Annotated in this window: 20 protein-coding genes and 1 tRNA gene; 13 read left to right on the forward strand and 8 right to left on the reverse strand. The window is 73.0% G+C overall.

The window, feature by feature from the left end:
* Positions 1-152: 152 nt before the first annotated feature.
* Positions 153-3,110 (forward strand): type I DNA topoisomerase, encoded by a 2,958-nt coding sequence (gene topA / locus CIK06_RS02270; RefSeq protein ID WP_095563409.1) that lies wholly within the window; start codon positions 153-155, stop codon positions 3,108-3,110.
* Between the two features lie 6 nt (positions 3,111-3,116).
* Here topA and CIK06_RS02275 read toward each other — a convergent pair whose 3' ends face one another.
* On the reverse strand, positions 3,117-4,445 hold the full coding sequence (locus CIK06_RS02275; protein WP_095563410.1) for a D-arabinono-1,4-lactone oxidase: 1,329 nt from the start codon (positions 4,443-4,445) through the stop codon (positions 3,117-3,119).
* A gap of 199 nt (positions 4,446-4,644) precedes the next feature.
* On the opposite strand from CIK06_RS02275, the gene CIK06_RS02280 reads away from it, so the two are divergent.
* Positions 4,645-5,313 carry a TetR family transcriptional regulator gene (locus tag CIK06_RS02280; protein ID WP_198348075.1) on the forward strand — a complete coding sequence of 223 codons (669 nt, stop codon included), beginning with the start codon at positions 4,645-4,647 and terminating at the stop codon, positions 5,311-5,313.
* A gap of 154 nt (positions 5,314-5,467) precedes the next feature.
* Here the strand turns inward: CIK06_RS02280 and CIK06_RS02285 are convergent, their stop codons facing one another.
* Positions 5,468-6,718 (reverse strand): amino acid deaminase/aldolase, encoded by a 1,251-nt coding sequence (locus CIK06_RS02285; RefSeq protein ID WP_232533969.1) that lies wholly within the window; start codon positions 6,716-6,718, stop codon positions 5,468-5,470.
* 327 nt (positions 6,719-7,045) lie between these two features.
* Here CIK06_RS02285 and tmk point away from each other — a divergent pair, with 327 nt between their 5' ends.
* The 6 genes from tmk (at position 7,046) to CIK06_RS02315 (ending at position 13,242) form a co-directional block, all read left to right on the forward strand.
* Complete coding sequence (gene tmk, locus CIK06_RS02290; RefSeq protein WP_095563413.1) at positions 7,046-9,208, forward strand: dTMP kinase; 2,163 nt, start codon at positions 7,046-7,048, stop codon at positions 9,206-9,208.
* The gene (locus tag CIK06_RS02295; protein WP_095563414.1) at positions 9,208-10,365 is read left to right on the forward strand and encodes a DNA polymerase III subunit delta'; all 1,158 of its coding nucleotides are present in this window, start codon (positions 9,208-9,210) and stop codon (positions 10,363-10,365) included. Before tmk ends, CIK06_RS02295 begins: the two co-directional genes overlap by 1 nt.
* Before the next feature lie 213 nt (positions 10,366-10,578).
* Complete coding sequence (locus tag CIK06_RS02300; RefSeq protein ID WP_095563415.1) at positions 10,579-10,905, forward strand: YbaB/EbfC family nucleoid-associated protein; 327 nt, start codon at positions 10,579-10,581, stop codon at positions 10,903-10,905.
* 1 nt (position 10,906) lies between these two features.
* Positions 10,907-11,215, forward strand: coding sequence for a hypothetical protein (locus CIK06_RS02305; protein WP_095563416.1), 309 nt, complete (start codon positions 10,907-10,909; stop codon positions 11,213-11,215).
* Complete coding sequence (locus CIK06_RS02310; protein ID WP_157756567.1) at positions 11,215-11,970, forward strand: hypothetical protein; 756 nt, start codon at positions 11,215-11,217, stop codon at positions 11,968-11,970. Before CIK06_RS02305 ends, CIK06_RS02310 begins: the two co-directional genes overlap by 1 nt.
* A gap of 447 nt (positions 11,971-12,417) precedes the next feature.
* Entirely contained in the window at positions 12,418-13,242 is an 825-nt protein-coding gene (locus tag CIK06_RS02315) for a regulatory iron-sulfur-containing complex subunit RicT (protein WP_095563418.1), read from the forward strand.
* Between the two features lie 51 nt (positions 13,243-13,293).
* Here CIK06_RS02315 and CIK06_RS02320 read toward each other — a convergent pair whose 3' ends face one another.
* Complete coding sequence (locus CIK06_RS02320; protein ID WP_095563419.1) at positions 13,294-13,563, reverse strand: hypothetical protein; 270 nt, start codon at positions 13,561-13,563, stop codon at positions 13,294-13,296.
* 294 nt (positions 13,564-13,857) lie between these two features.
* Between CIK06_RS02320 and CIK06_RS02325 the strand changes: the two genes are divergently transcribed.
* Together CIK06_RS02325 and CIK06_RS02330 are read left to right on the forward strand one after the other, a co-directional pair.
* On the forward strand, positions 13,858-14,658 hold the full coding sequence (locus tag CIK06_RS02325; protein ID WP_095563420.1) for a helix-turn-helix transcriptional regulator: 801 nt from the start codon (positions 13,858-13,860) through the stop codon (positions 14,656-14,658).
* Entirely contained in the window at positions 14,645-14,833 is a 189-nt protein-coding gene (locus CIK06_RS02330; protein WP_095563421.1) for a DUF397 domain-containing protein, read from the forward strand. The genes CIK06_RS02325 and CIK06_RS02330 overlap by 14 nt, the downstream gene beginning before the upstream one ends.
* A 58-nt stretch (positions 14,834-14,891) precedes the next feature.
* Here CIK06_RS02330 and CIK06_RS02335 read toward each other — a convergent pair whose 3' ends face one another.
* Positions 14,892-16,595, reverse strand: coding sequence for a metallophosphoesterase (locus CIK06_RS02335; RefSeq protein ID WP_095567503.1), 1,704 nt, complete (start codon positions 16,593-16,595; stop codon positions 14,892-14,894).
* Positions 16,596-16,969: 374 nt separating this feature from the next.
* Between CIK06_RS02335 and CIK06_RS02340 the strand changes: the two genes are divergently transcribed.
* Positions 16,970-17,043: transfer RNA gene (locus CIK06_RS02340), tRNA-Thr, on the forward strand.
* Between the two features lie 138 nt (positions 17,044-17,181).
* On the opposite strand, the gene CIK06_RS30490 is transcribed toward CIK06_RS02340, so the two are convergent.
* The 3 genes from CIK06_RS30490 to CIK06_RS02355 all read right to left on the reverse strand — a co-directional run bounded on the left by CIK06_RS30490 (position 17,182) and on the right by CIK06_RS02355 (position 21,329).
* Positions 17,182-18,036, reverse strand: coding sequence for a thioesterase II family protein (locus CIK06_RS30490; protein WP_095567504.1), 855 nt, complete (start codon positions 18,034-18,036; stop codon positions 17,182-17,184).
* Between the two features lie 169 nt (positions 18,037-18,205).
* Positions 18,206-20,599, reverse strand: coding sequence for an ABC transporter permease (locus CIK06_RS02350; protein WP_095563422.1), 2,394 nt, complete (start codon positions 20,597-20,599; stop codon positions 18,206-18,208).
* Position 20,600: 1 nt separating this feature from the next.
* Entirely contained in the window at positions 20,601-21,329 is a 729-nt protein-coding gene (locus tag CIK06_RS02355) for an ABC transporter ATP-binding protein (protein WP_198348264.1), read from the reverse strand.
* 128 nt (positions 21,330-21,457) lie between these two features.
* Here CIK06_RS02355 and CIK06_RS02360 point away from each other — a divergent pair, with 128 nt between their 5' ends.
* Positions 21,458-22,702, forward strand: coding sequence for a sensor domain-containing protein (locus CIK06_RS02360; RefSeq protein ID WP_232533970.1), 1,245 nt, complete (start codon positions 21,458-21,460; stop codon positions 22,700-22,702).
* A complete protein-coding gene (locus tag CIK06_RS02365) occupies positions 22,699-23,334 on the forward strand; it encodes a response regulator transcription factor (protein ID WP_198348265.1) in 636 nt (211 codons plus the stop codon). The genes CIK06_RS02360 and CIK06_RS02365 overlap by 4 nt, the downstream gene beginning before the upstream one ends.
* A 48-nt stretch (positions 23,335-23,382) precedes the next feature.
* Here the strand turns inward: CIK06_RS02365 and CIK06_RS29770 are convergent, their stop codons facing one another.
* Entirely contained in the window at positions 23,383-23,547 is a 165-nt protein-coding gene (locus tag CIK06_RS29770) for a hypothetical protein (RefSeq protein WP_198348076.1), read from the reverse strand.
* Positions 23,548-24,407: the final 860 nt, after the last annotated feature.

Genomic DNA, 24,407 nt, shown 5'->3' on the forward strand with positions numbered 1-24,407 from the left:
AACCGGGGCCTCGGGAAGCGCGTTACGTTGGAAGCTCAGTCGCCCGCTGCGCTCGCAAGGAGCCCGGCCAGGGCGACCGGCGTCCGGGCGACGGGGCGACCAGGGCGGTCCGCCGGGCAGCACCACACCATGAGTTGAGGTCGGGGAGAAACGTGCCGAGCAGCGCCAGGAGCAACCGTCTGGTCATCGTCGAGTCACCGGCGAAGGCCAAGACGATCTCGGGCTATCTCGGCCCGGGCTACGTCGTCGAGGCCAGTTTCGGGCACGTCCGTGACCTGCCCCGCAACGCCGCCGAGGTGCCGTCGGGCTACGAGGACAAGCCGTGGGCCCGACTCGGCGTGGACGTGGACAACGGCTTCGCGGCGCTCTACGTGGTCTCGCCGGACCGGCGCAAGCAGATCACCAAGCTGCGTTCGCTGGTGAAGGAGGTCGACGAGGTCTTCCTCGCCACCGATGAGGACCGCGAGGGCGAGGCGATCGCCTGGCACCTGGTGGAGACGCTCAAGCCCAAGGTGCCGGTGCGGCGGATGGTCTTCCACGAGATCACCCGGCCGGCCATCCAGGCCGCGGTGGCCAACCCGCGGGAGATCGACCGCGACCTGGTGGACGCGCAGGAGGCGCGCCGGATCCTGGACCGGCTGTACGGCTACGAGGTGTCGCCGGTGCTGTGGCGCAAGGTGCGCAGCGGCCTGTCGGCCGGCCGGGTCCAGTCGGTGGCCACCCGGATCGTGGTCGAGCGCGAGCGGCAGCGGATGGCTTTCCGCAGCGCCGAGTACTGGGACATCCTGGCGACCCTGGCCGTGCGGGAGGCCGGCGAGGGTCCGCGTACCTTCGGCGCGACCCTGGTGGCGCTGAACGGCGACCGCATCGCCACCGGCAAGGACTTCGAGCCGACCACCGGGCGGGTCCGTCCCGGCGCGGGCGTCACCCACCTCGACGAGGCGGGTGCGCGCGGCCTGGCGGCGCGGCTGGACGGGCGGCCGTTCACGGTCACCCGGGTGGAGGAGAAGCCGTACCGGCGCCGGCCGTACGCGCCGTTCATCACCTCGACGCTCCAGCAGGAGGCGGCCCGCAAGCTGCGGTTCTCCTCGCAACAGACGATGCGCACGGCGCAGCGGCTCTACGAGAACGGCTACATCACCTACATGCGGACCGACTCGGTCAACCTGTCCGAGACCGCCATCGCGGCGGCTCGCCGGCAGATCGCCGAGCTGTACGGGGACCGCAGCGTGCCGCCGGAGCCGCGCCGGTACACCGGCAAGGTCAAGAACGCCCAGGAGGCGCACGAGGCGATCCGCCCGGCCGGGGACAACTTCCGCACCCCGGGTGACGTGGCCAAGGAGCTGCCGGCCGAGGAGTACCGGCTCTACGAGCTGATCTGGCGGCGCACGATCGCCTCGCAGATGACCGACGCGGTCGGCTCCAGCGTCTCGGTGCGGATCCGGGCGGTCTCCAGCGCGAGCGAGGAGGTCGACTTCGCGGCCACCGGCAAGACGATCACCGACCCGGGCTTCCTGCGCGCGTACGTCGAGTCCAGCGACGACGAGAACGCGGAGGCGGAGGACGCCGAGCGGCGGTTGCCGACCCTGGTGAAGGACCAGCCGCTGTCCGCTCAGGAACTGGCGGCGCAGGGCCACCACACCCAACCACCGTCCCGGTACACCGAGGCGTCGCTGGTGAAGGCCCTTGAGGAGCTGGGCATCGGCCGCCCGTCGACGTACGCCTCGATCATGCAGACGATCCAGGACCGCGGCTACGTCAGCAAGCGCGGACAGGCGTTGATCCCGTCGTTCCTGGCGTTCGCCGTGGTCGGGCTGCTGGAGCGGCACTACCCGCGGCTGATCGACTACAACTTCACCGCCAGCATGGAGAACGAGCTGGACGAGATCGCCGGCGGCGAGCACGCCGCGGTCGACTTCCTGACCTCGTTCTACTTCGGCGAGTCCCGCGGCGGGGTCGGTGACGCCGAGATCGCCCGGTCCGGCGGTCTGAAGAAGATGGTCACGGAGAACCTGAGCGAGATCGACGCGCGCAGCGTGAACTCGATCCCGCTGTTCACCGACGACGAGGGTCGACAGGTGGTGGTGCGGGTCGGCCGGTACGGGCCGTACCTGCAGCGCATCCCGGCCGGCGGTGCGGCACCGGCTGCCGGCGCACCGGCGAATGGTGCAGCGGCGGATGGCGCACCGACGGCTGGTGCACCGGTCGAGGCCGACGGGGAGGGCGGCGCGCCCGAGGACCGGGTCACGATTCCGGAGGGGCTGGCGCCGGACGAGCTGACCCCGGAGAAGGTCGCCGAGTTGTTCCTCGGCGGCGGTGGCGAGCGGAAGCTCGGTGAGCACCCGGACACCGGGGAGCCGATCCTGCTCAAGTCCGGCCGGTTCGGCCCGTACGTCTCCACCGGGGAGCGCAACGCCTCGCTGCTGCGCAGCCAGTCGCCGGATTCGCTGAGCCTGGCCGACGCGCTGCGGCTGCTCTCGCTGCCCCGGCTGGTGGGCCGGGACGCCGAGGGCAACGAGATCCTGGCCGCCAACGGCCGGTACGGGCCGTACGTGAAGCGCGGTGAGGACTTCCGCTCGCTGGACAGCGAGGACAAGCTGTTCACCGTCACCCTGGACGAGGCTCTCGCGCTGCTCGCGGCGCCGAAGACCCGCCAGCGCCGGGCCGCGGCCCCGCCGCTGCGGGAGATGGGCCCCGACCCGCTGACCGAGAAGCCGCTGGTGATCAAGGATGGCCGGTTCGGGCCGTACGTGACCGACGGCGAGACCAACGCCTCGCTGCGTCGCGGGCAGACGCCGGAGGCGCTGACCATCGAGGAAGCCTCGGAGATGCTGGCGGAGAAGCGGGCCAAGGGTCCGGCGCCCCGCAAGAAGGCGGCCAAGAAGGCGGCGCCGAAGAAGGCCGCGGCCACGAAGTCGACCGCCAAGAAGACGGCGGAGAAGACGACCACGGCCACCAAGGCGACCGCGGCCAAGACGACCGCGGCCAAGACGACCGCGGCGAAGAAGACCGCCACCAAGACCACCGCGGCGAAGAAGACCACCGCGGCCAAGAAGGCGGCCCCGAAGAAGGCGACCCCGGCGAAGAGCACGGCCCGCCCGGCCGAGTAGCCGCGGTCAGGGGCCGAGCACCCGTTCCAGGTACGCGTTGCCGAACACCCGGTCCGGGTCCAGCCGGTCGCGGACCGCCAGGAAGTCGTCGAACCGGGGGTACGCCGGGCGCAGGCTCGCCGCGTCCCGGTAGTTCAGCTTTCCCCAGTGCGGCCGGCCACCCAGGTCGGCGGCGGCCCGCTCGAAGGCCCGGAAGTACGGCTCGTACGGCGTCCCGACGTACTGGTGCACGGCCAGGTACGCCGACTCGCGGCCGTGGCCGTGCGACAGCCAGATGTCGTCCGCGGCGGTGAAGCGCACCTCCACCGGGAACAGCACCCGCAACGGCAGGTCGTCGACGATCCGGCGCAGCGCGGCCAGCGCCTCCGGCAGGGCGGCGCGGGGCAGCCCGTACTCCATCTCGACGAACCGGACCCGGCGCGGGGTGCAGAAGACCCGGTCGGACCGGCCGGTGTAGGTGCGGGCGGTGAGCGCCCGCGCGGAGACCGCGCTGATCGTGGGCACCAGACCCGGGATCCGGCGGCCGAGCCGGCAGGCGCCGGCAAAGACGGTGTTGGACAGGAACTCGTCGTCCAGCCAGCCGCGCAGCCGGGGCAGCGGCCGGTCGTCGGCGGGTACCCGGTTGTTGGTCTTGACCTGCACGCGGTCGGTGTAGGGGAACCAGTAGAACTCGGCGTGGTCGTTCCCGCCGACCAGTTCCGGCAGCCCGGCCAGCACGTCGGCCAGCGCCGCGGGCCGCTCGTGCGCGCGCAGGAAGAAGGCGTCCACGCAGCGCAGCGTCACCTCGACGACCACGCCGAGCGCGCCCAGCCCGACCCGGGCGGCGTGGAACACCTCCGGTTGCCCGGTCGCGGAACAGTGCAGCGTTTCGCCGGTGCCGGTGACCAGGGTGAGCGCCTCGACGAAGGTGGACAGGCAGCCGTACGCCGCGCCCGTGCCGTGCGTGCCGGTGGCCAGCGCCCCGGCCACGGTCTGCGCGTCGATGTCGCCGAGGTTGGGCAGCGCCAGGCCGTGCGCGGCGAGCAGGCCGTTCAGCTCCCGCAGGGTCAGCGCGGCCGGCACGGTGACCAACCGTTGGTCCCGGTCCACCCGGATCCCACCGCCCGGCACCGCCAGCTCCAACCGGTCACCGTCCGGCTGTGCGATAGCGGTGAACGAGTGACCGCTGCCGGTAACCTTGAGCCGCCGTCCGGCCGCCCGGGCGGCCCGCACCGCGGCGACCACCTCGTCGGTCTCCGTGGCCCGCGTGACGGCGCCGGTCGCGGTCTGGTTGCCGGCCCAGTTGGTCCAGCGCGTGGCCGCTCCGGCAGCCACCGGAAGTGGTGATTCCGGCATGCGAGCCTCCCGTCGGTCGGTGAACCGGCCCGGTCGATTCGGTGCTGGCTCGTGAGAATTACTCATATCAGTATCTCTACCTGCGGGTAAACATCGTGTACCGGACTTGCTCGTTAAGCCAGGTAACGTTTCGAACTCGCTGCGGCTCGGGTCGGCTCCCGCGCCGCGCAAACATTCCGCCGAAAGGGTGTGGCGACGAGTGTCTACGTCAACCGCGACGACCGGGCCCCTGCGCCGGGTACCGGTACAGGGCCGCAGTGTCGCCCGCGTCCAACGGATGCTCGACGCCTGCGCCGAGCTCGTCGACGAGGTGGGCTACGAGGGGCTCACCACCACCCTGCTGGCCGAGCGGGCCGGGGTGGCGATCGGCTCGGTGTACCAGTTCTTCCCGGACAAGCGCGCGATCGTCCAGGCGTTGACGCTGCGCAACCTTGAGGCGTACCTCCAGCGGCTGGCCGACCGGCTGACCGGCGAGGACCTCGCGGACTGGTGGGACGGCGTGGACGCCGGGATCGACGAGTACATCAGCATGCACCGGCAGGTCCCCGGCTTCCGGACCCTGCACTTCGGCGACATCGTCGACGTGCACCTGCTGGACGAGGACCGGGACAACAACGGGGTGATCGCCGAGCAGCTCACCCAGGTGCTCGCCGAGCGCTTCGGGATCCGCGACGTGGCCCGGCTCCGGTTCGCGCTGGAGATCGCGGTCGAGGCCGCCGACGCGTTGATCAAGCTGGCCTTCCGCCGGGCACACGAGGGCGACGAGCGGGTGCTGGCCGAGGCCAAGTCGCTGATCCGGGAGTACCTGCACGCGCAGGTCGAGGCCGGGCAGCCGGCGGCCGCGGCCAACCCGGCCGGCGCCTCCTGACCCACCCCGCGCCGGCCGCGTCCTTGGCCCGGCTCCGTGCTGGCCCGGCTCCGTGCTGGCCCGGCTCCGTGCTGGCCCGGCCGCGTCCTGGCCCGGCTCCACGCTGGCCCGGCGCGTCCGACGCCGGCCGGCGTCGGACGCGGGCCGGCCCCGGTCAGAGGTACGCGTGCCCCTCGCCGCGGTAGGTGGGAACGGTGTCCACCAGCCGGTCACCGGCCACCAGGTGCAGGTCATCGACGTGCTCGGCCAGCTCACCCGCCTTGGCGTGCCGGAACCAGACCCGGTCGCCGACCGCCAGCCGGTCGGCGGCCGGACCGGCCAGCGGGGTCTGCACCTCCCCGGCGCCCTCGGTGCCGACGAGCCGGAGACCCTCCGGCAGCCAGGGGGTCGGCAACCGGCTCGGCTCGGCCGGACCGGAGGCGACCCAACCGCCGCCGAGGACGGTGACGAAGCCGGGTCCGGGCCGCCGGACGACGGGTAGCGCGAAGAACGCGGCGGGCCGCGGGCGCCACGCCCGGTAACCGTCGAACAGCGTCGGCCCGTACAGGCCGGAGCCGGCGGTGACCTCGGTGACGGCCGGGTCCGCGCCGGTCAGCCCCACGCTGCCGGTGCCGCCGCCGTTGACGAACTCCAGGTCGGCGTGGTCGCGGACCGCGGCCACCGCCGCCGCACGACGGGCCGCGAGTTCCGGGTACGACCGGCGCTGCATGGCCCGGATCGCGGCGCCCCGCAGCGGGTGTCCCGGCGGCGCGTCGCCGAGGCCGGCGACCTGCGCCTCGTACGACATGACGCCGACCAGCCGGAAGCCGGGGCGGGCCGTGATCAGGGCGGCCAGCCTGCCGGCCGCCGCGGCGCTGTGCACCGGGGAGCGGCGCACGCCCAGGTGCAGCCGCGCACCCGGGCCGCCGCCCAGCGGTCGCCAGGAGGCGTCCAGGTCGATGCAGAGTCGCAGCGCGGGCCGCAGTTGCGGGGCGACGACCGAGTCCACCAGATCGAGCTGCTCGGGGCCGTCCACCATGAGGGTCACCGCCGCGGCGAGTTCCTCGTCGGCGGCCAGGCGTTCGAGCGCGGTCCGGTCGGCGGTGGGGTAGCCCACCACGGCGTCGTCGGTGCAGCCGGTCCGGACCAGCCAGATCGCCTCGGCGAGCGTGTACGCCAGCACCCCGTGCCAGCCCGGCTGGCCGAGCACCCGGGTCAGCAGCGCCCGGCACCGGACGGATTTGCTGGCCACCCGCAGGGGTTTGCCGCCGGCCCGGTCAACCAGGTCGGCCGCGTTGGTGTCGAACGCCACCCGGTCGATCACCGCCAGCGGCGGTTCGAGACCGGCTGTGGCCGCGTCCAGCCGCTCGCGCTGGCCGGCGCTTCGGTCCGCCCGTCCGGGCGGCACGGCACGTCGGGGAGTCACGTCTGCACGCTAGCCAATTGAGCCGACAAAGTGAATCTCCTTCATTTACGGACCGCGGCCGGGTGGCTCGCCCCGCCCCCCTAGGCTGGTGGATCAGGGGAATGTCGGGGCCGGACGGGATCCCGGCGCGGCTAGAGTGACAGGTCGGGGGAGCCCAGCGCTGGGCCGGCACGCGGAGGTACGGCCATCGACATCAACAACGGAAGACCCGACGGGGACGATGCTCTGGCGGGTCCATCCGTACCGCCGCGAGCCGCTGTCGAGCACTCGGGATTCCGGGCCCTGCGGTCGGTCCTGCGGCGTAGGGCGTTCCGGCGGCTCTGGATCGTGCTGGGGGTCGCCTCGTTCGGCGACTGGCTCGGCCTGCTGGCCACCTCGCTGTTTGCCGAGGCCCAGGTCAGCGGCAGCGCCGCGAAGGGCGCCGCCTTCGGCTCGGTGATCGCGGTCCGGCTGCTGCCGGCGCTGGTGCTCGGCCCGGTCGCGGGGGTACTGGCCGACCGGTTCGACCGGCGCTACACGATGGTCATCTGTGATCTGCTCCGGTTCGTCCTGTTTGCGTCGATTCCTTTGGTGGCGCTCTCGGGCCTCAACGGCGGCCTCGTCGTCGGCTGGGCGGCCATCGCCACCTTCCTGATCGAGTCGATCACGCTGATCTGGATCCCGGCCAAGGAGGCCGCGGTCCCCAACCTGATCCCGCGCTCCCGGCTGGAGACGGCCAACCAGCTCACGCTGATCACCACGTACGGGATCACTCCGGTGTTCGCGGCCATCAGCCTCTCGGTGCTCGACGTCAGCGTCCGGGGCGTCACCGGCGGGGAAATGCCCGGCTGGGCCCAGCCCGCGCAGATCGCGCTCTACATCAACGCGCTGTCCCGGCTGGCCACCGCGCTGGTGGTGCTGTTCGGGATCAAGGAGATCAGCGCCACCGGCCGGGGCGGGAGCAAGGGCCCGGCGCAGGAGAGCGTGCTGCGGCAGTTCGTGGACGGCTGGAAGTTCATCGGCCGCAGCCCGCTGGTCCGCGGCCTGGTCCTGGGCATCTTCGGCGCGTTCGCCGGCGGCGGCATCGTGATCGGCACCGCCAAGTTCTTCACCCTGTCGCTCAGCGCCGGCGACGCCGCCTTCTCGCTGCTGTTCGGGGCGATCTTCGTGGGGCTGGCGGTGGGCATCGGGCTCGGCCCGATGATCGTGCGGGACATGTCCCGGCGCCGCTGGTTCGGCGTCAGCATCGTGCTGGCCAGCGCGTCCGTGCTGTTCCTGGCCGTGGCCATCCACCTGTCGATGGCCATCCTCGGGGCGATCCTGGTGGGCGCCGGCGCCGGGATGGCCTTCCTGGCCGGTACGACGCTGCTGGGGGGCGAGATCGCCGACGACGTGCGGGGCCGGGTCTTCGCCGTGGTGCAGACCGGCACCCGGCTGGTGCTGATGCTCGCCATCTCGCTGAGCAGCCTGCTGGTCGGCATCGGCGGCTCGCGCCAGCTCAACATCGCCGACCTGGGCATCTCGGTCTCCTCGACCCGACTGCTGCTGCTGGCCGCCGGTGTCGCCGGGATCTTCGCCGGGATCAGCGCGTTCCGGCAGATGGACGACAAGGCCGGCGTACCGGTCCTGGCCGACCTGTGGGGGTCCATCCGCGGCCGTCCGCTGGCCCCGGCCGAACCGTTCACCTCGGCCGGATTCTTCCTGGTCTTCGAGGGCGGGGAGGGGGCCGGCAAGTCCACCCAGGCCGAGGCGCTCGCCGCCGCGCTGCGCGGGCAGGGCCGCGAGGTGCTGCTCACCCGGGAACCGGGCGCCACCGACGTGGGGCGGCGGATCCGCGGGCTGGTGCTCGACCACCCGGGCGGCGACCCGCTGTCACCCCGCGCCGAGGCCCTGCTGTACGCCGCCGACCGGGCACAGCACGTCGCCACGGTGGTCCGCCCGGCCCTGGCCCGGGGCGCCGTCGTGATCAGCGACCGGTACGTCGACTCGTCGCTCGCGTACCAGGGCGCCGGCCGGATCCTGCCGGCCGAGGAGGTGTCCTGGCTCTCCTCCTGGGCGACCGGCGGGCTCAAGCCCGACCTGGTCGTCGTGCTGGACGTCGAGCCGGCCGTCGGCCTGGCCCGGGTCGCCGCCCGCGGCGGCGACGCCGACCGGCTGGAGGCCGAGTCGACCGACTTCCACGAGCGGGTCCGGCTCGCCTTCCTCGACCTCGCCGCCGCCGATCCGCGTCGCTACCTGGTCCTGGACGCCGGCCAGCCGGCTGCGGAACTCACCCGGGCCGTGGCGGCCCGGGTGGGCGAACTCTTCGCCGACCCGGACGCCGCCGAACACCCGGACCCGGCCCGCCCGCCGGACACCTCGGTGGAACCGAAGTTATCCGACGCCGAGTTACAGCAGTTCACCGCCGGTGACCTGAGTCCACCGGCCGATGCCGACGACGATCTGGAGCCGCCGGCACCCCGGCGGGCCGCGTCCTTGGCCGCGGACCGCGAACTGGGGACCCGGCGCTGATGCCGGACGTCTTCGCCGATCTGGTGGGGCAGGAGGAGGCCGTCGCGACCCTGCGCGCGGCCGCCGCCGGCGGCCCCGCCATGACGCACGCCTGGATCTTCACCGGCCCGCCCGGCTCGGGCCGCTCGGTCGCCGCCCGGGCCTTCGCGGCCGCCCTCCAGTGCGTCAACGGGACCGGCTGCGGGCACTGCCCCGGCTGCCACACGACGCTGTCCGGAACCCACGCCGACGTGCGGTTCGTGGTGCCCGAAGGGCTGTCCATCCCGGTGACCGAGATCCGTACCCTCGTGCTCCGCGCGGCCAGCGCCCCGGCGGGCGGGCGGTGGCAGGTGGTGGTCATCGAGGACGCCGACCGGCTCACCGAGGCGGCCGGAAACGCCCTGCTCAAGGCCATCGAGGAGCCGCCGCCGCGGACCGTCTTCCTGCTCTGCACCCCGTCCACCCACCCGGACGACGTCTCCGTCACGATCCGCTCGCGCTGCCGGGTCGTGCCGCTGCGCCAGCCGCCCGCCGCCGCCGTGGCCACCGTGCTGACCGAACGGGACGGGGTACCGGCCGAGACGGCCCACTGGGCGGCCGCCGCCGCTCAGGGACACGTGGGCCGGGCCCGCCGGCTGGCCCGCGACGCCGAGGCGCGCAAGCGGCGGGACGCCGTCCTCGGCGTACCCCGCCGGCTGACCGGGGTGGGTGCCTGCTTCGACGCGGCATCGGCGCTGATCGAGGCGGCCGAGGCCGAGGCCGTCGCGTCGGTCGCCGACCTCGACGCCGGGGAACGGACGGCGCTGGAGACCGCGCTGGGCGCCGGCGGCACCGGCCGGGGCGCCGCCGGTGCGTTCCGGGGCGCCGCCGGGCAGCTCAAGGAACTGGAGAAGCGGCAGAAGTCGCGGGCCACCCGAGCGCAGCGGGACGCGCTGGACCGGGCGCTGGTCGACCTCGCCGGGTTCTACCGGGACGTGCTGGCCGTCGGCATGCGCGCCCCGGTCTCGCCGGTGCACACCGACGTCACCGAAATGGCGCGCACCGCGGCCGAGAAATGGACTCCCGACGCCACCCTGCGCCGCCTGGAGGCGGTGCTGGCGTGCCGGACGGCGATCGAGGCGAACGTCAAGCCCCGGATCGCGGTCGAGTCCATGATGCTCGCCCTGTGGCGCGGCTGACCCGCGACCGATCCGCGACCGACCGCGGTCGATCCGCGACCGGCCCTTGGCCGATCCGTCGCCGGCCTGTTGCCGACCCGAGTTATCCACAGGCTGACGCGGCGGGCCTTCCGCGGCCCGGTATCGACCGGTACGGTTCCCTCGGCGTAGCGCGACGGGCGTGGCACGTTCCGTGAACGGTGCCGGCGTCCGGGCGGGAGGAGGGTCCGGCCGATGGGGCGCGAGATCGACGAAGCCTGGATCGAGGAGGCGGTCGCGCGATACCGCCGGATCGAGACGTTACGGGCCGAGTTCGACCGGGCGGTGCGGAAGCTGGCGGTGACCGTCCGCTCCCCGGACGGCCTGGTGGAGATCGACGTCACCGGCGAGGGGACCATCACCGACGTACGGCTGCTGGCCGGGCTGCACGGGCGCGCCCCCGCCGACGTCGCCCGTTCGGTCCGCTCGGCGGTGAGCGGCGCCGCGGACGCGGCCCGCTGGGCGCGCGACAAGCTGCACGCCGAGACCTTCGGCGCGTACCGGCCACTGGCGGAGGGGTGAGATGGACGGTCTGCAACTCGCTGCCCGGCGACTGGCGCAGGAGGCCACTCGGCTGACCGAGGCGGTGGCCGGGCTGCACTCGGCGGCCGGCCTCGCGCCGGCCGCGCTGGCGGCCGACGCCCCCGGCCGGCTCGGCGAACTCGGCCGGGCCGTGCACGCCCGCTGGACGGCCGCGCTCGACGCCCGGGTCCGCGAGGCCCACGCGGTCGCCGCCGACCTGGCCACCACCGCGGACGCGGTACGCGACGCCGCGCACGGCTACGCCGGCACCGATCACGCGGCCCGGCAGCGGCATCCCGGGCAGCGGTGATGGACGCCCTCGACCGGCTCGCCGGGCCGGCCGCCGACCTGCTCGGCCGGGTCGACGACCTGCTCGGCCGGGCCGGCGCGCCGCCCGAGCATCCGATCTGGCCGCTGGTGCGGCGTACCGGCACCCTGCCCGGACCGGCCGCGGCGGCGGTCGCGGCGCTCCGGCCCGGCCCACCCGCGGACGCCGCCGACGCCCTGCGCCGGCCGGCGCGGGCCTACGGGACGGCCGCGGCCAGCCTGACCGGGCCGGTGGACTGGGCGGGGCCGGGCGCGGAGGCGTTCGCGGCCCGGCGGGCGGCCCTCGCCGGCCGGATCAGCGGGGAGGCCGACTCGCTCACCGGTCGGCTCGACCGCACCGCCGACTTCGCGGCGGCGCTCGCCGACTGGGCAGACCGGGCGCGCGACCGGCTCAGCCGGACCCTGGCGGAGGTGCTCGGCTCGGCCGAGGCCGTCGCGGTGGTGCTCGGCTCGGCCGGGACCGGCGTGATGGTGCCCGGCTCGGGCGGCAGCGGCGTGATGGTGCCCGGCTCGGGCGGCACCGGCGGGGTTCCGACCGCCGCGGTGACCGAGCCCGACGGTGCGGCGGCCCGCGCCGCCGCCGAGATCGGCGTCCGGGTGCTGGCCACGGTGGCCCAGGTACTGAGCGACGGGGACGACCTGCTGGACCGCTACGGCCCCGAACCGGGCGGGCCGCCGGATGCCGGGCCGGACGCTCCGGCGTACCGCTGGGACGGCACCACCCGGGTCCGCCACTGACCGGGCCGTGCCGGAACAGCGCTGACCGGGCCGTGCGGGAACGGGCAGCGCCGGAACAGCGCTGACCCGGCCGTGCGGGAACGGGATCGTGCGGGAACGGGATCGTGCGGGAACGGGTCGTGTGGGAACGGGATCGCGTGGGCCGCGCCGAAACAGGGTGGCCGGGACCGGCCGCTCCGGTAACCGGGGCCGACCGGTCCCGTGCAAGCCGACGGCGTCGCGCTCAGGAGCGGCGTACCCCTCGACGCTCCGGCTGCGACGCCGTGGCTTCCCTGCACCCCCCGCAGGTTCTTGTGCCTCACTCAACGCTGGCCGAGGCCGTTTGTCTCCGGCTGAGCGGACCTTTCAGCCGGAAGGCTGACCGACTTCGACCGCGCGGCCGGCCGCGGCAGGACGCCGGCCGGTATGGGGGCGAGACCCGGCCAGCAACGGACGTATGGTGGGTCGATGGGTATGCTCTGCGCGGTCAGCTTCAACCGGTACGGGCGCCTGTACTACCTCGACCCGGGAGACCTGCGGCCCGCCGTGGGTGACCGGGTGCTGGTGCCCACCGACGACGGCCCCGAGGTGGCCGAGTGCGTGTGGGCCCCGCAGTGGGTCAGTGAGGACACCGACGGATTCCCCCGGCTGGTCGGGCTCGCCGGCGACGAGGATCTGCGCCGCGACGACCTGATGCGGCAACGCAAGGCCGAGGCGAAGGTCGCCGCCAAGCGGCTGATCCGCGACCACGGCCTGCCGATGAAGGTGGTGGCGGTCGACCACGTGCTCGAACCGGCCGGCACCGGCGGCCGGACCACCATCTACTTCACCGCCCCGCACCGGGTGGACTTCCGGTCGCTGGTCCGTGACCTGGGCGCCACCCTGCGTTGCCGGGTCGAGCTGCGGCAACTCTCGGCCCGGGACTCGGCCCGGGTGCAGGGCGGCATCGGCTCCTGCGGCCGCGACCTGTGCTGCGCCACCTTCCTCACCGACTTCGAGCCGGTCACGATCCGGATGGCCAAGGACCAGGACCTGCCGCTCAACCCGCTGCGCATCTCCGGTGCCTGCGGCCGGCTGATGTGCTGCCTGAAGTACGAGCATCCGCTGTACGCCGAGGGCGGCAGGTATCCGACGCCGGGTCAGCGGGTCGACACCCCACAGGGGCCGGCCAGAGTGGTGTCCCGACACCAGCCCAGCGAGACGGTCGCCGTACGGCGGCTCTCGGACGGGTCGGCGGCTCGCTGCGCCCTGTCGGACGTCTGCGGATCGCGCCGCGCCTTCGACGGGCGGTAGCACCCGTACGCCCGGCCGGACCCGGTGCGGGCGCGCCGGTGGCCGGCGGCGTCAGGAGGCCGCTCGCCTCGGCGAGCGGGATCGGGTCCAGGCGACGAACCGCCGCCAGAGATCGTCGGGGTTGGTCGGCGGGCCGTCCGGGTGCAGCCGCCACAGGTCCTTGACCGCCTCGTACAGGTCGTCGGCCATCACCACCGACAGCCCGACCGGGTCGTGCGCGTAGATCTCGCGCAGTCGTTCGCGCGCCGGCTCGCAGGGCCAGTCGCCGCACCCGGAGCTGCAGTTCCACGTCGGGCGCGTCGCGCGGTGGGGTAGTTGCACCGTGCCTCACCTCGTTCCCTCGTGTTCCCTCGTTGTTCCCTCGTGTTCCCTCGTGGTCCCTCGTCGGGACCAGCGGGGCCGCCCCCTCGGTTTGTGGGACCACTGGGTGACGGGGGCGGCCCCGGCGGTTGCGCCCTGGCGATTGCCGATCGACCCGAGCGGTTCCGCCGCACTCCACTCTTGCCGGAGCGGCGTTACTGTCAGCAGGTGTCCGGGTCGCATTCGGTGATGGTCTGGAAGCTGTGGCCGCACCCCGGCAACCCTTGGTGATCTTCACGATTCCCGGGAGGGACCTTGGAGGCTGAGAGGAATTCCGATCTGCTGCTTCGCGGGCAACTCCGCAGGCAGCGAGCACTGCGCGGCATGAACCAGGAGGAGTTCGGCCGGCGGACGAACTACTCGGCGTCGACGGTGTCCGCTGTGGAGACCGGGGTGCGGCCGGTCGATCTGCCCTACGCCAGGCGCGCGGACGAGATCCTGGAGACCGGCGGACTGTTCGAGGCGCTGTTGCGGTCGCAACAGCGGGACGCCCTACCGGCGTGGTTCAAGCCCTGGCTGGAGGCGGAGCGGGCGGCGATCCAGCTTCGGAACTTCGATCCCATGCTGATCCCGGGGCTGCTCCAGACCGAGAACTACGCGCGGGCGGTGCTGCGCTTCATCGACACCGCCCCCGAGCGGGAGGTCGAGCAGCAGGTGGCCGCGCGAATGGAACGGCAGGAGGTGCTGACCAGGGAGCGACCGCCGCAGGCCGTGTTCGTCATCGACGAGGGGGCGCTGCGCCGCACCGACGCCATCATGGGCGAGCAGCTTGCGCACCTGCAACGCATGGCCGACCTGCCGCACGTGCACGTGCACGTCATCCCGGCCGACGCCGGCCTGCACGTCGGGCTGTCCGGGCCGCTGGCCCTGGCCAGACTCTCCGACGGCACCTGGATCGGCCACCTGGACGACCAACTGGGGGGCGCCGTCGTCGGCAGCGAGGACCGGGTGGCTACGCTGCTGGCCAGGTGGGAAGGCGTGCGGGGCGTCGCTCTCCCGGAGCACCTGTCCCGTGCCCTGATCAAGGAAGCAGAGGACAACCATGGACCTCAGTAACGCCCGGTGGCGGAAGTCCACCCGGAGCAACTCGGCAGGTGGCAACTGCGTCGAGGTCGCCGACAACCTGCCCGGCGTCGTCCTCGTCCGCGACACCAAGGACCGCGACGGCGGCACCCTGGCCTTCGGCCCCGCCCAGTGGCAGGGCTTCGTCAGCTTCGCCAAGCGGTTCTGAGCGCCGGACCGCGAAGAGGGGCCCCCGGCGGGTGCCGGAGGCCCCGTTGCGTGCCCGGTCAGCGCACGCTGATCGGGGGCTCCGCGAGGCGTACCGCAAGCGGGTCCTCCGGGAAGATCCAGGCGGCCTCCGGCGACCCGTCCGGGTCGGCCCGCCAGTGGTGGCAGACCCGATCCACCGCGAGCGGATACACCGTGAGCGAGCCGTCCGCGGCGATGTGCAGCCGCAGGAAGCCCTTGCTGTCCTCGATGCCCTGGCCGGCGAACAACTCGTTCAGATTGACCCCGAACGCGCCGGCCACCAGCAGGTAAAGGGCGACCAGTTCGCTGGCCACGAAGCCGGAGACCGGGCCGTACAGCACGGCCGCGGCGACCGCCGGCAGCGGCCACTCCCACTGGTAGAACGGCAGGTGCAGCCAGGCCCAGGTGCCGGCCGCGGCCAGCCCCACATGTGTCAGCCCGTGCGTCACGCCGAGGATCCAGTGCCGCACGTGCCGTTTGCCGCCCGCGGTCGGCGGCTTGGCGAAGAACGCCGCGCCGAGCATCGTCACCAGCAGCATGCCCATCAGCGGGACGCTGAACAGCCGCTGCTCGGTGCCGTCCGTCCCGTGCGCCGCGACGCCGGCCATGGCCAGCATGAGCAGCGTGTGCAGGGTGCCCAGCAGAGCGGCGAAACCGGGGTTGCGCAGCGGAAGCCGGCCGAAGATGCCCCAGGCGTACCGGCGGGACCGGGCCGCGTCGGGGAAGCGGCCGGCCAACTCGTACGACCGGCTCGCGCTGGCCCGGCGGGAGCGGCTGTCCGGCGGCGGCACCTGGATCCGGGCCGGCAGGTGGTGGGTGGGATAGAGGTACGCGCCGCCACCGCCGCACGTGATCAGTTGCCGGTCCGGACCGGTGTACCGGGCATAGTGGTGCAGGTCGCCGGAGAGCATCAGCGCCACCCGGGCGCCGGTGGGCGCGATCAGCTTCCGGACGAAATAGTCGATCGAGTCGTACGCCTCGGGGTGGTCGACGGCCTTCACCCAGGACGGCTCGGGAGTGGCCAGGATCACCCTGGACTCCGGACCGAGCCGCCGCGCAACCTGCTCAAAATAGGTGAGCTGCGGATCGTCCAGATAGGACCCGCTCTGCCCGTCCAACCCCAGCAGCCACCAACCGGACGGCAGCTCGATCGCGAAGTACGACCGGGTCTGCGGGGTGCACCAGCCGCCGATATTGTCGTCCCGGGACCGGACGAACAGCCGCAGGAACGCGGTCAGCCCGTCGTACCAGTCATGATTGCCGGGAATCGCGAACAGCTCCGGCGTGCCGGCGTCGGCCGGCGGCAGCGGCAGCGCCGACTCGTACGGACCCTTGCACCGATCCTCGTACGCCGCCGCGCTGGCGGTCGGATACACCTGGTCGCCGCCCATCACCAGCATCCGGCCCCGCGGCAGCGGCCGACCCTCGATCCTCAGCTCCGGCCGGGAGAGCAGGTAGGCGATCGAGTACGTCGCGTCGAAGCCGTCGCCCAGGTCGGCCACGTAGTCGAACCACAGTTCCCCGTCCGTGGTCTCCTGCCGGTGGATCCGATGCGGCAGCGAACCCTGCAACTCGCGCTTGTCCAGGTACGCCCCGAACAGCAGCGCCAGCAGGGTCCGCAGCCCGGTGATCACCAGCAGCAGCGGCGCCAGCCACGGCACCCTGGCCCGCCGGGTGTAGCCCAACTCCTGCGGATCCAGGCTCCGCGGCCGGCGGCGACGGTACTCGGCATCATCCGACAGCCCGGCGCCGGTCCGCGCGGAGCCGGCCTGTTTCGTGTCGGTCTGTTTCGTGCCGGTCTGCCCGGGTTTTGCGCCGGTCTGCTCGGTGCCGGCCTGTTCGGCGGCGCCGTGGTCCGGTTTCGGGGCCGTGGGCTGGGCTGGGACCTGAGGGCGGACCCGCGCCGGGTCGGTCTGCGGCGCGGCCGGCCGGTGGGTGCCGTCGTGGGGATGGTCGTCGGTCACCGCCGGGAGCCTAGTCGTGCCGTTGCGCGGGTACTGTCCGTTCCCCGACCCGCGGGCCGTCGCGCCGGCCACCGCGGGCCATCCGGCCGCCCGGCGGGTACGGCAGGCCGTGGAGCCGGGGACCCGAGGATGCCGTACACTTGGGCGCTGTTGCCGCCTTAGCTCAGTCGGCTAGAGCGACGCACTCGTAATGCGTAGGTCGACGGTTCGATTCCGTCAGGCGGCTCAGAAAGAGGCCCTGACCAGCGGGTTCGCTGGTCAGGGCTTCATTTTCATCGATGTGGTTTTGAATCGCCCCCGAAAACCCCCCAGAAACGCCTACCGGCGATCAGGTTCAGCACACCTGCCAGCGGGGGTGCAGGGTCTACTTGGCCCGGCGCTTCCCACGATCTTGAGGCGTAGCGCCGACGATCTCCGGACCTGCCCCAAGCTGTTCGAGGATGTCGGAGCTGTCCGGAGCGAGGGCGGGTTTGACGATGTGGTGCTTGTTGGTGACCTGCTCGGTGGCGTGCCCGAGCTGGGCTGCGGCGCCTTTGGCGTCGGCCTCCTTGTCGATCAGGGTGGCGACGGTCTTGCGGAAGGTGTGCGGGGTGACCCGTTCGAGGCCGGCGTCGGCGAGGCCGCCCAGCGCGAGCAGCGGCGTACGCACCGGTACGACGGTCTCCCGGGCGTAGCCGCCGATGAGCCGGTAGTCGGCCCGGATCGTCGGCAGGACCAGGTCCAGCACTTCGGGTGCGGCGAGCAGGTCGCCGAAGGAGGCGTTGACCCGGCTGATCTCCTCGACCAGGGCGGCGTCGGTCAGCAGGTGTTTGTCGCCGGGTTCCCGCTGGTCGGGGGCGCGCGAGCCGGAGGCGACCAGCAGGTCCACGACGGGCCCGTGCCGGCGCTGCAACTCCAGCGTCACCTCGTACGCCACGATCGCGCCCATGCTGTGCCCGAACAGGACAAGCGGCGCCCCGAGCAGTGGGGTCAGCTCGTCGGCGATCGGCCTGGCCAGGTCGGCGATGGACGCCGCGGCGGGCTCGGGCAGCCGGTCCTGCCGGCCGGGGTACTGCACGGCATGCACGGCCACGTCGGCGGGCAGCCCCCGCGGCCACGTCCGGTACGCCTGGGCGGTGCCGCCGGCGTACGGCAGGCACACGAGGTTGCTCGCCGGCAGGGCGACGTCGTTGCACGGCCGCAGCCACCGTGCGGATGTCTGGAGCCCTCGAACGACCATGCTGATCGCCTCCACATCGAGATCGGTGGAGGCACAGCAGACCGCCGGGGGCTACGCCGTTTCTATACGGCCGCAGGGCGTGGGAACGGAGGGAGCCCGAGGCCGGCGGCGGGGGTCCGCCGGCCTCGGGCTCCGGTGTGTGCCGGTCCGCCGCGGCGGACCGGTCCGGTCAGCCGGCCGCTACCGCGCGGGGCCGGATGACCCGCCAGGTGACCGCGGCGCTCGCGGTGATCGCCATGAGCAGCGAGCCGACGATCGCGAGGGCGACCACGCCGCCGCTGAGCTGGATTGAGACGTCCGTGCCGGTGACCTCCGACAGGCCCGACGCCATGCCGGCGAGCGGGGGCAGCGTGACCAGCAGCCCGAGGGCCACCCCGATGCCGACCACCAGGACCGTCTCGCCGACCGCGAAGCCCATCAGCTGCCGCACGGTGCCGCCTGCCGACCTCATGACCGCGAAGTCGGTCTTCCGGCCGTAGGCCGCCATGGCCATGCTGTTGGCGACCGCGAGGCCGCTGTAGCCGACCGCGACCACGATGAGCATCATCGCGAGGCTAGTCGTGAGGCGGGCGTCGGTGTCGTAGTCGGCCAGGGCGTAGCTCTCCGCGTCGTGCAGAGAGGCGCCGGCCGCCACAGTCTTCGGCGCGTTCGCCTGCGGGATGAAGATGGTGTCGGTGAGCGCCGCACGGTCGTGCGACCGGACCAGCTCGCGGGAGAGGACGAAGGCGCCGCGGCCCGGGTCGTCCGGCAGGACCTGCGAGACGCGGATGGTCTCGGTCTCCCCGTCGATGAACCGGACGTCGATGGTTTGGCCCGCGGTGACCCCGAACATCTTCGCCGTGCCCTCGCCCAGGACCGCCTCGCCCGGCTTGTCCCAGCGCGGGTCGCGGGAGCCGAGCGCGTCGATGACGGCCAGGCCGTGCCCGGGCCGGTCGAGGAAGATGCGGGTGGGCAGCGCCGCCTTGCCGACCGGGTTCTCCTTGACGACCGCGTCGCTCAGGCCGGGCGTGCCGTCCGGGGCGATGAGGACCTGGCCGGCCAGCTTCTTGGTCTCGCTGGCCGGGTACGCCGTCCGCATCGTCTCCACCATGCCGCTGATCAGCACCGCGAACCCGACCGCGGCGATGATCGGCGCCGCCGTGGACGCGGCCCGGCGGGTCGCGTTCAGCAGCTCGGCGCGGACCAGCATGGGACCGGCCGACGTGGACCGGCGGGTGATCGGCGCGGTGACGGCGCGCACGGCAGGCCCGATCGTCACGGGGGCCAGCAGGGCCGCCGCCACGATGAGCGCCATCGCGGCACCCATCGCCATGTTGATCCGGTCGTCGGCGCCCGTCACCGCGGTCAGGACCGCGAGCAGGGTGCCGAGCCCCGTCGCGAGCAGGCCGAAGGCCCACCGGGCGCGGGTCATGGGCCGCTTCTCCACCTGGGCGTCGAGCAGCGACTCCAGCGGGGCCACCTTCGCCGCCATCCGGCTCGCCGCCCAGGCGCCCAGCACGGCGACGCCCGTGCCGACCGCCGTGGCGGTCAGCAGCGGCCACGCCGCCACCTCGATCGCGAAGCCGGGCGGCGTCACGTCGAGCCGGACCAGGATCGCTTTCATCAGGGGCGCGAACAGCACGGCGAGGAGGCTGCCGACGATCGCACCCACCAGGCCGACGACGGCGGCCTCGCCGAGGATCATCGAGCGGATCTGCCTCGGGTGGGCGCCGATCGTGCGCAGCAGGCCGATCTCGCGGCGGCGCTGTGCCGTGGCCAGCGCCAAGGTGGCGCCGACGACGAAGATCGTCACGAACAGGCCGAGCGTCGCCATCGCGGCGATCAGCTGGGTGCCGAGGAACCGCTTGTGCGCCACGAACTGGGGTTCCAGCGCGGCCCGCTCCTCGCCGGTGACGACCGACCCGGCGGCGCCGACGACGCCCGCGGCGTCCCTCGCCACGGTGGCCGGTTCCGCCGACTCCTCGGGCAGCACGGCGATCGCCCGCACACCCGGGTCGAGCTGCGCGGCGTGCGCGTCGGTGAAGAAGAATCCCGGGCCGTCAACCGTGCCGGATACCGTGAACTGCCGCAGACCCGCAGCCAGGTTGACCTGTAGCCGCCCGCCCGGCGGAACGCCGAGCGCGGCGTCGACCGCGACCTCGTCCGCCGTGGTGGGCGCGGTGCCGGCGGCCAGGGCGTACGGGGCGAGCCGGGTGCTCGACCAGCCGTGCCCCGCGTCCTCCGCCATGTCGTCCGCGACCGGGCGGCCGCCGACGAACGCCTGGGCGTAGAACGAGCGGTCCACGACGGTGCCGGCGATCCCGTTGACGCCGGCGAGCTTGCCGGCCAGCGCCGCGGCGTCCGCCTCGCTCCACGGCACGCGGTCCCGCGGGGTGCCGGACTCGTTGACGGCCTGCGGGGGGATGAGGAGGACGGGGGCGCCGGCCAGGCGCGGCTGCACCTGCGGGCGGGCCGAGTCGTACACGATGAGGGTGACGCCGATGAGGGCGACACCGAAGGCGATCGCGAGGAACGCGGCGACGAAGCTGCGCCAGCGCTCGCGGATGTTGGCAAGTGCGAGCATCTCAGTTCTCCAGCCGGGTCATGTGCGCGGCGATCAGCGCGGGGTTCGAAGGGGCCGCGTGGTCCAGCAGGATCCGGTCGGCGATCTGGCCGTCCTTGAGGAAGACCACGACGTCGGCGTACGAGGCGGCGACGGGGTCGTGGGTGACCATGATCGTGGTCTGGGACTGCTGGTCGACGAGCCGCCGCAACATGCCCAGCACCTCGCGCGACGTGCTGGTGTCCAGGGCGCCAGTGGGCTCGTCGGCGAAGAGCACGGCCGGGCGGGTCACCAGGGCGCGGGCTAGGGCCACGCGCTGCTGCTGACCGCCGGAGAGCTCGCTGGGCTTGTGCCGGGCCCGCTCGGCCAGGCCCACCTGCGCCAGCGCGGTCTGCACCTCGGCCGGCTCGGCGCGCCTGCCGGCGAAGCGGATCGGCAGCTCGACGTTCTGCGCGGCGGTCAGCGAGGCAACCAGGTTGAAGGCCTGGAAGACAAATCCGATGTAGTCGCGGCGCAGCACAGTGCGGCGGCCCTCGTCCATCGCGCCGATGTCCTGGTCGGCGACGTGGATCTGGCCGGAGGTGGGCTGGTCGAGCCCGGCTGCGCACTGCAGCAGGGTGGACTTGCCGGAGCCGGAGGGGCCCATGATGGCGGTGAACGTGCCGGCGGCGAAGCCGATGGACACCCCGTCGAGGGCGGTGACGGCCTGGTCGCCGGTCCCGTAGGTCTTGCGGACGGTGGTCAGCTGCACCACCGCCGAAATGGAGGTCTGGGGCGTCGTCGTCATGGCAAGGATTCGACCGCAGGGGTGGGGTCGCGCACACTGACCGAGGCTCTACACCTAGTGGTAGAGCCTGCACTACCGCGCCGCCCGCGCCGATGCCCTACGGTCGGTGGGTGCGAACCAGGACCGCCTGGCAGGCCATGGCCCAGCGCCCGTTGGGTTTCCTCGTGTCGGCCTGGCCGTGGCGCGCGCTCGCCTACCTGCTTTCCGGGGTGGTGCTGGGTGCGCTCACGATCGGCGTGCTCGCCGCGGTGGTTGCGGTAGGCGTGGTGTCGCTGATCTTTTTGATCGGCGCATTGGTGTTGCTCGCCGTCGCGTTCTCCGGTCTGGCCGTGGCCCGGGTGGAACGCTGGCGGCTGCGCCTCGTCGACACCGACGCGACCCCCGACCCGCATCGGCCGCCGCCCGCGCCCGGGCTGCGCGCCTGGCTGCGGACCCGGCTGGCCGAGCCGGCGACGTGGCGGGAGCTGGCCTTCACGTTCGTGTTGCTGACCGCGCTGTGCTGGCTCGACGTGCTGGTGCTGTCGTTCGCCTTCGTCCTGCCCTGGTTCTGCATCACCGCCCCGGCGGACGACCCGTCGGCCTGGCCGTGGGCCGTCTTGGGTGTCCTGCTCCTGCTGACCTGGCCGTACACGATCACGTCGTGGGCAGGCGCGCGAGCGGCGCTGACCCGCACCATCCTCGCGCCGCGTGACGCGGAGCTCGGCGACCGGCTCACCGAGGTGAACCGCTCCCGGGCCCGGCTCGTCGGCGCGTTCGCGGCCGAGCAGGCCCGGATCGAACGCGACCTGCACGACGGCGCCCAGCAGCGGCTCGTCTCGCTGAGCATGGCGCTGGGCCTGATGCGCCTCGACGTGCCGCCCGGCTCACCCCTGCACGACCGGCTGGGCGAGGCGCAGGAGCAGCTCTCGCTGGCCCTGACGGAGCTGCGCGACCTCGTGTACGGCCTGAACCCGCGGGTGCTCGCCGACAACGGGCTCGTCGCGGCGATCGCGGAGAACGCCAGCCGATTCCCGATCCCCGTCACCGTGGACGTCCGGCTGGCGACCCGCCTGCCGCAGCCGGTGGAGCTCGCCGCGTACTACGTCGTCACCGAGGCCATGGCGAACATCGCCAAGCACAGCCGGGCGACGAGCGCGCACATCGCCGGACGGCACCACGCCGACGTGCTGACCCTGCAGATCACCGACAACGGCGTCGGTGGCGCCGACCCGTCGGGCGGCAGTGGCATGACCGGGCTCGCCGACCGGGTCGGCGTCCTGGACGGCCGGCTGCGGGTGTCCAGCCCACCCGGCGGCCCCACCCTGATCCACGTGGAGATCCCGTGCCCCTTCGGATAGTCGTCGCCGAGGACTCGCCCCTGATGCGCGAGGGTCTCGTCAGCCTGCTGGCCCGATTCGGCCACGAGACGATCGCGGCCGTCGCCGATGCCGACGCCGTGGTCACCGCCGTCCGCGCCGACCCGCCGGACGTCCTCATCACGGACGTGCGGATGCCGCCGCGGCACGCCGACGACGGCCTGCGTGCCGCCGTCGCCCTCCGTCAGGCGATCCCGGGCCTGCCGGTCCTCGTGCTCAGCCAGTACGTGGAACAGTCGTACGCGGCGAAGCTGCTCGACTCCGCCGACGGCAGCGGCGTCGGCTACCTGCTCAAGGACCGGGTCGGCGCGGTCGCCGAATTCGTCGCCGCGGTCGAACAGGTCGCCGCGGGCGAGACCGTGGTCGACCCGGACGTCGTCCGGCAGTTGCTGCGCCGCCGCCACGACCCGCTGCAGCGGCTGAGCCCGCGCGAGCAGGAGGTGCTGGCGCTGATGGCCGAGGGCCGCTCCAACGCGACCATCGGCGCCCGACTACACATCAGCGACGCCGCGGTGAACAAGCACATCGGCAACATCTTCACGAAACTGGATCTGCCGACCGCCACCGACGGGCATCGCCGGGTACTGGCCGTCCTGGCGTACCTACGTGGCTGAGCCGACCCGGCTACCCCGGTGGCCGGGTCGCCCGCCCCGCATGTCCCCTCATCGTCCCAGCGCCAGCGTCGCCGCCGGCGCGATGATGCCGTCCACCACCGCGAACCGCCCGGACAGGGTGGCCAGCCGGCCGCGATCCGCCGCCCGGAGCCGGACCGCGAACGACCCGGCCTCCGGGCACAATCGGACCTGCGCCCCTCGAACCCCAGCCACCGCCCGGTCAATGGCGACCAGACCTTGTAGACCGTTTCCTTCATGCTGAATGCGGCCCGGCCGAGCAGGATCTGGTGCGCACCCGGCGCGACCGACCACGACGCAAATGCGTGCCGTCCACACCTGGCAGCTGCCGGAGTCGGCCTCGTCATCACCGCCGCATGCCTCGTCCAACGACCACAGTCTCGACAGCCCGACGACCGAATGTCCGCGGTGAGCCGCGACGTGGCTTCGATGACCAACGTGCCTGTCGGCGGTGCAGATTTCTGTCACGTGCCCCGGCCTGTCATCAACCTGCGCACCGGCGGCGCGGCGGTGCGCCGTCCTTGGGAACCGCCCCCGTTTACCCCCCGAAAACCCCTGCCAACGGTCGCCCGGCGGTGACAAGCGGTGATCACCTTTCCGGGACGTTTGCGCAGGTCATTTCCAAGTCTTGATAGTCGATGACAAGTCCGAGGTCACGTTGTTCGAGGAGCGTAGGTCGACGGTTCGATTCCGTCAGGTGGCTCAGAGGGGCCCTGACCAGCAGATTCGCTGGTTAGGTCCTCATATTCATCGATGCGGTTTTGAATCGCCCCCTGGAAACCCGTTACCTAATGAGTCCCGAACGGCCCGCCGTGGTCCATGGGATGCCTGCCCGTTACCTGGCCTTTGAAGGTTTCCAAAAAGATCGGTGGCGTGGGCTCGGCGAGCCGTTCGTGTGGTGGTCCGGCTCGCCGGGGACATGCCTGCACACCTCTGGATCGTGTCAGGTCTCGTGCAAGACCGGCGGATCTCGGCGGTGCTGGACCACCTCGTGACCTCGGGCAAGATGTTGATCGTGGTTGCAGCCCGCCCGCATGGCGAACACCTCGCATACC

The organism is Plantactinospora sp. KBS50 (assembly GCF_002285795.1).
GTDB lineage: Bacteria > Actinomycetota > Actinomycetes > Mycobacteriales > Micromonosporaceae > KBS50.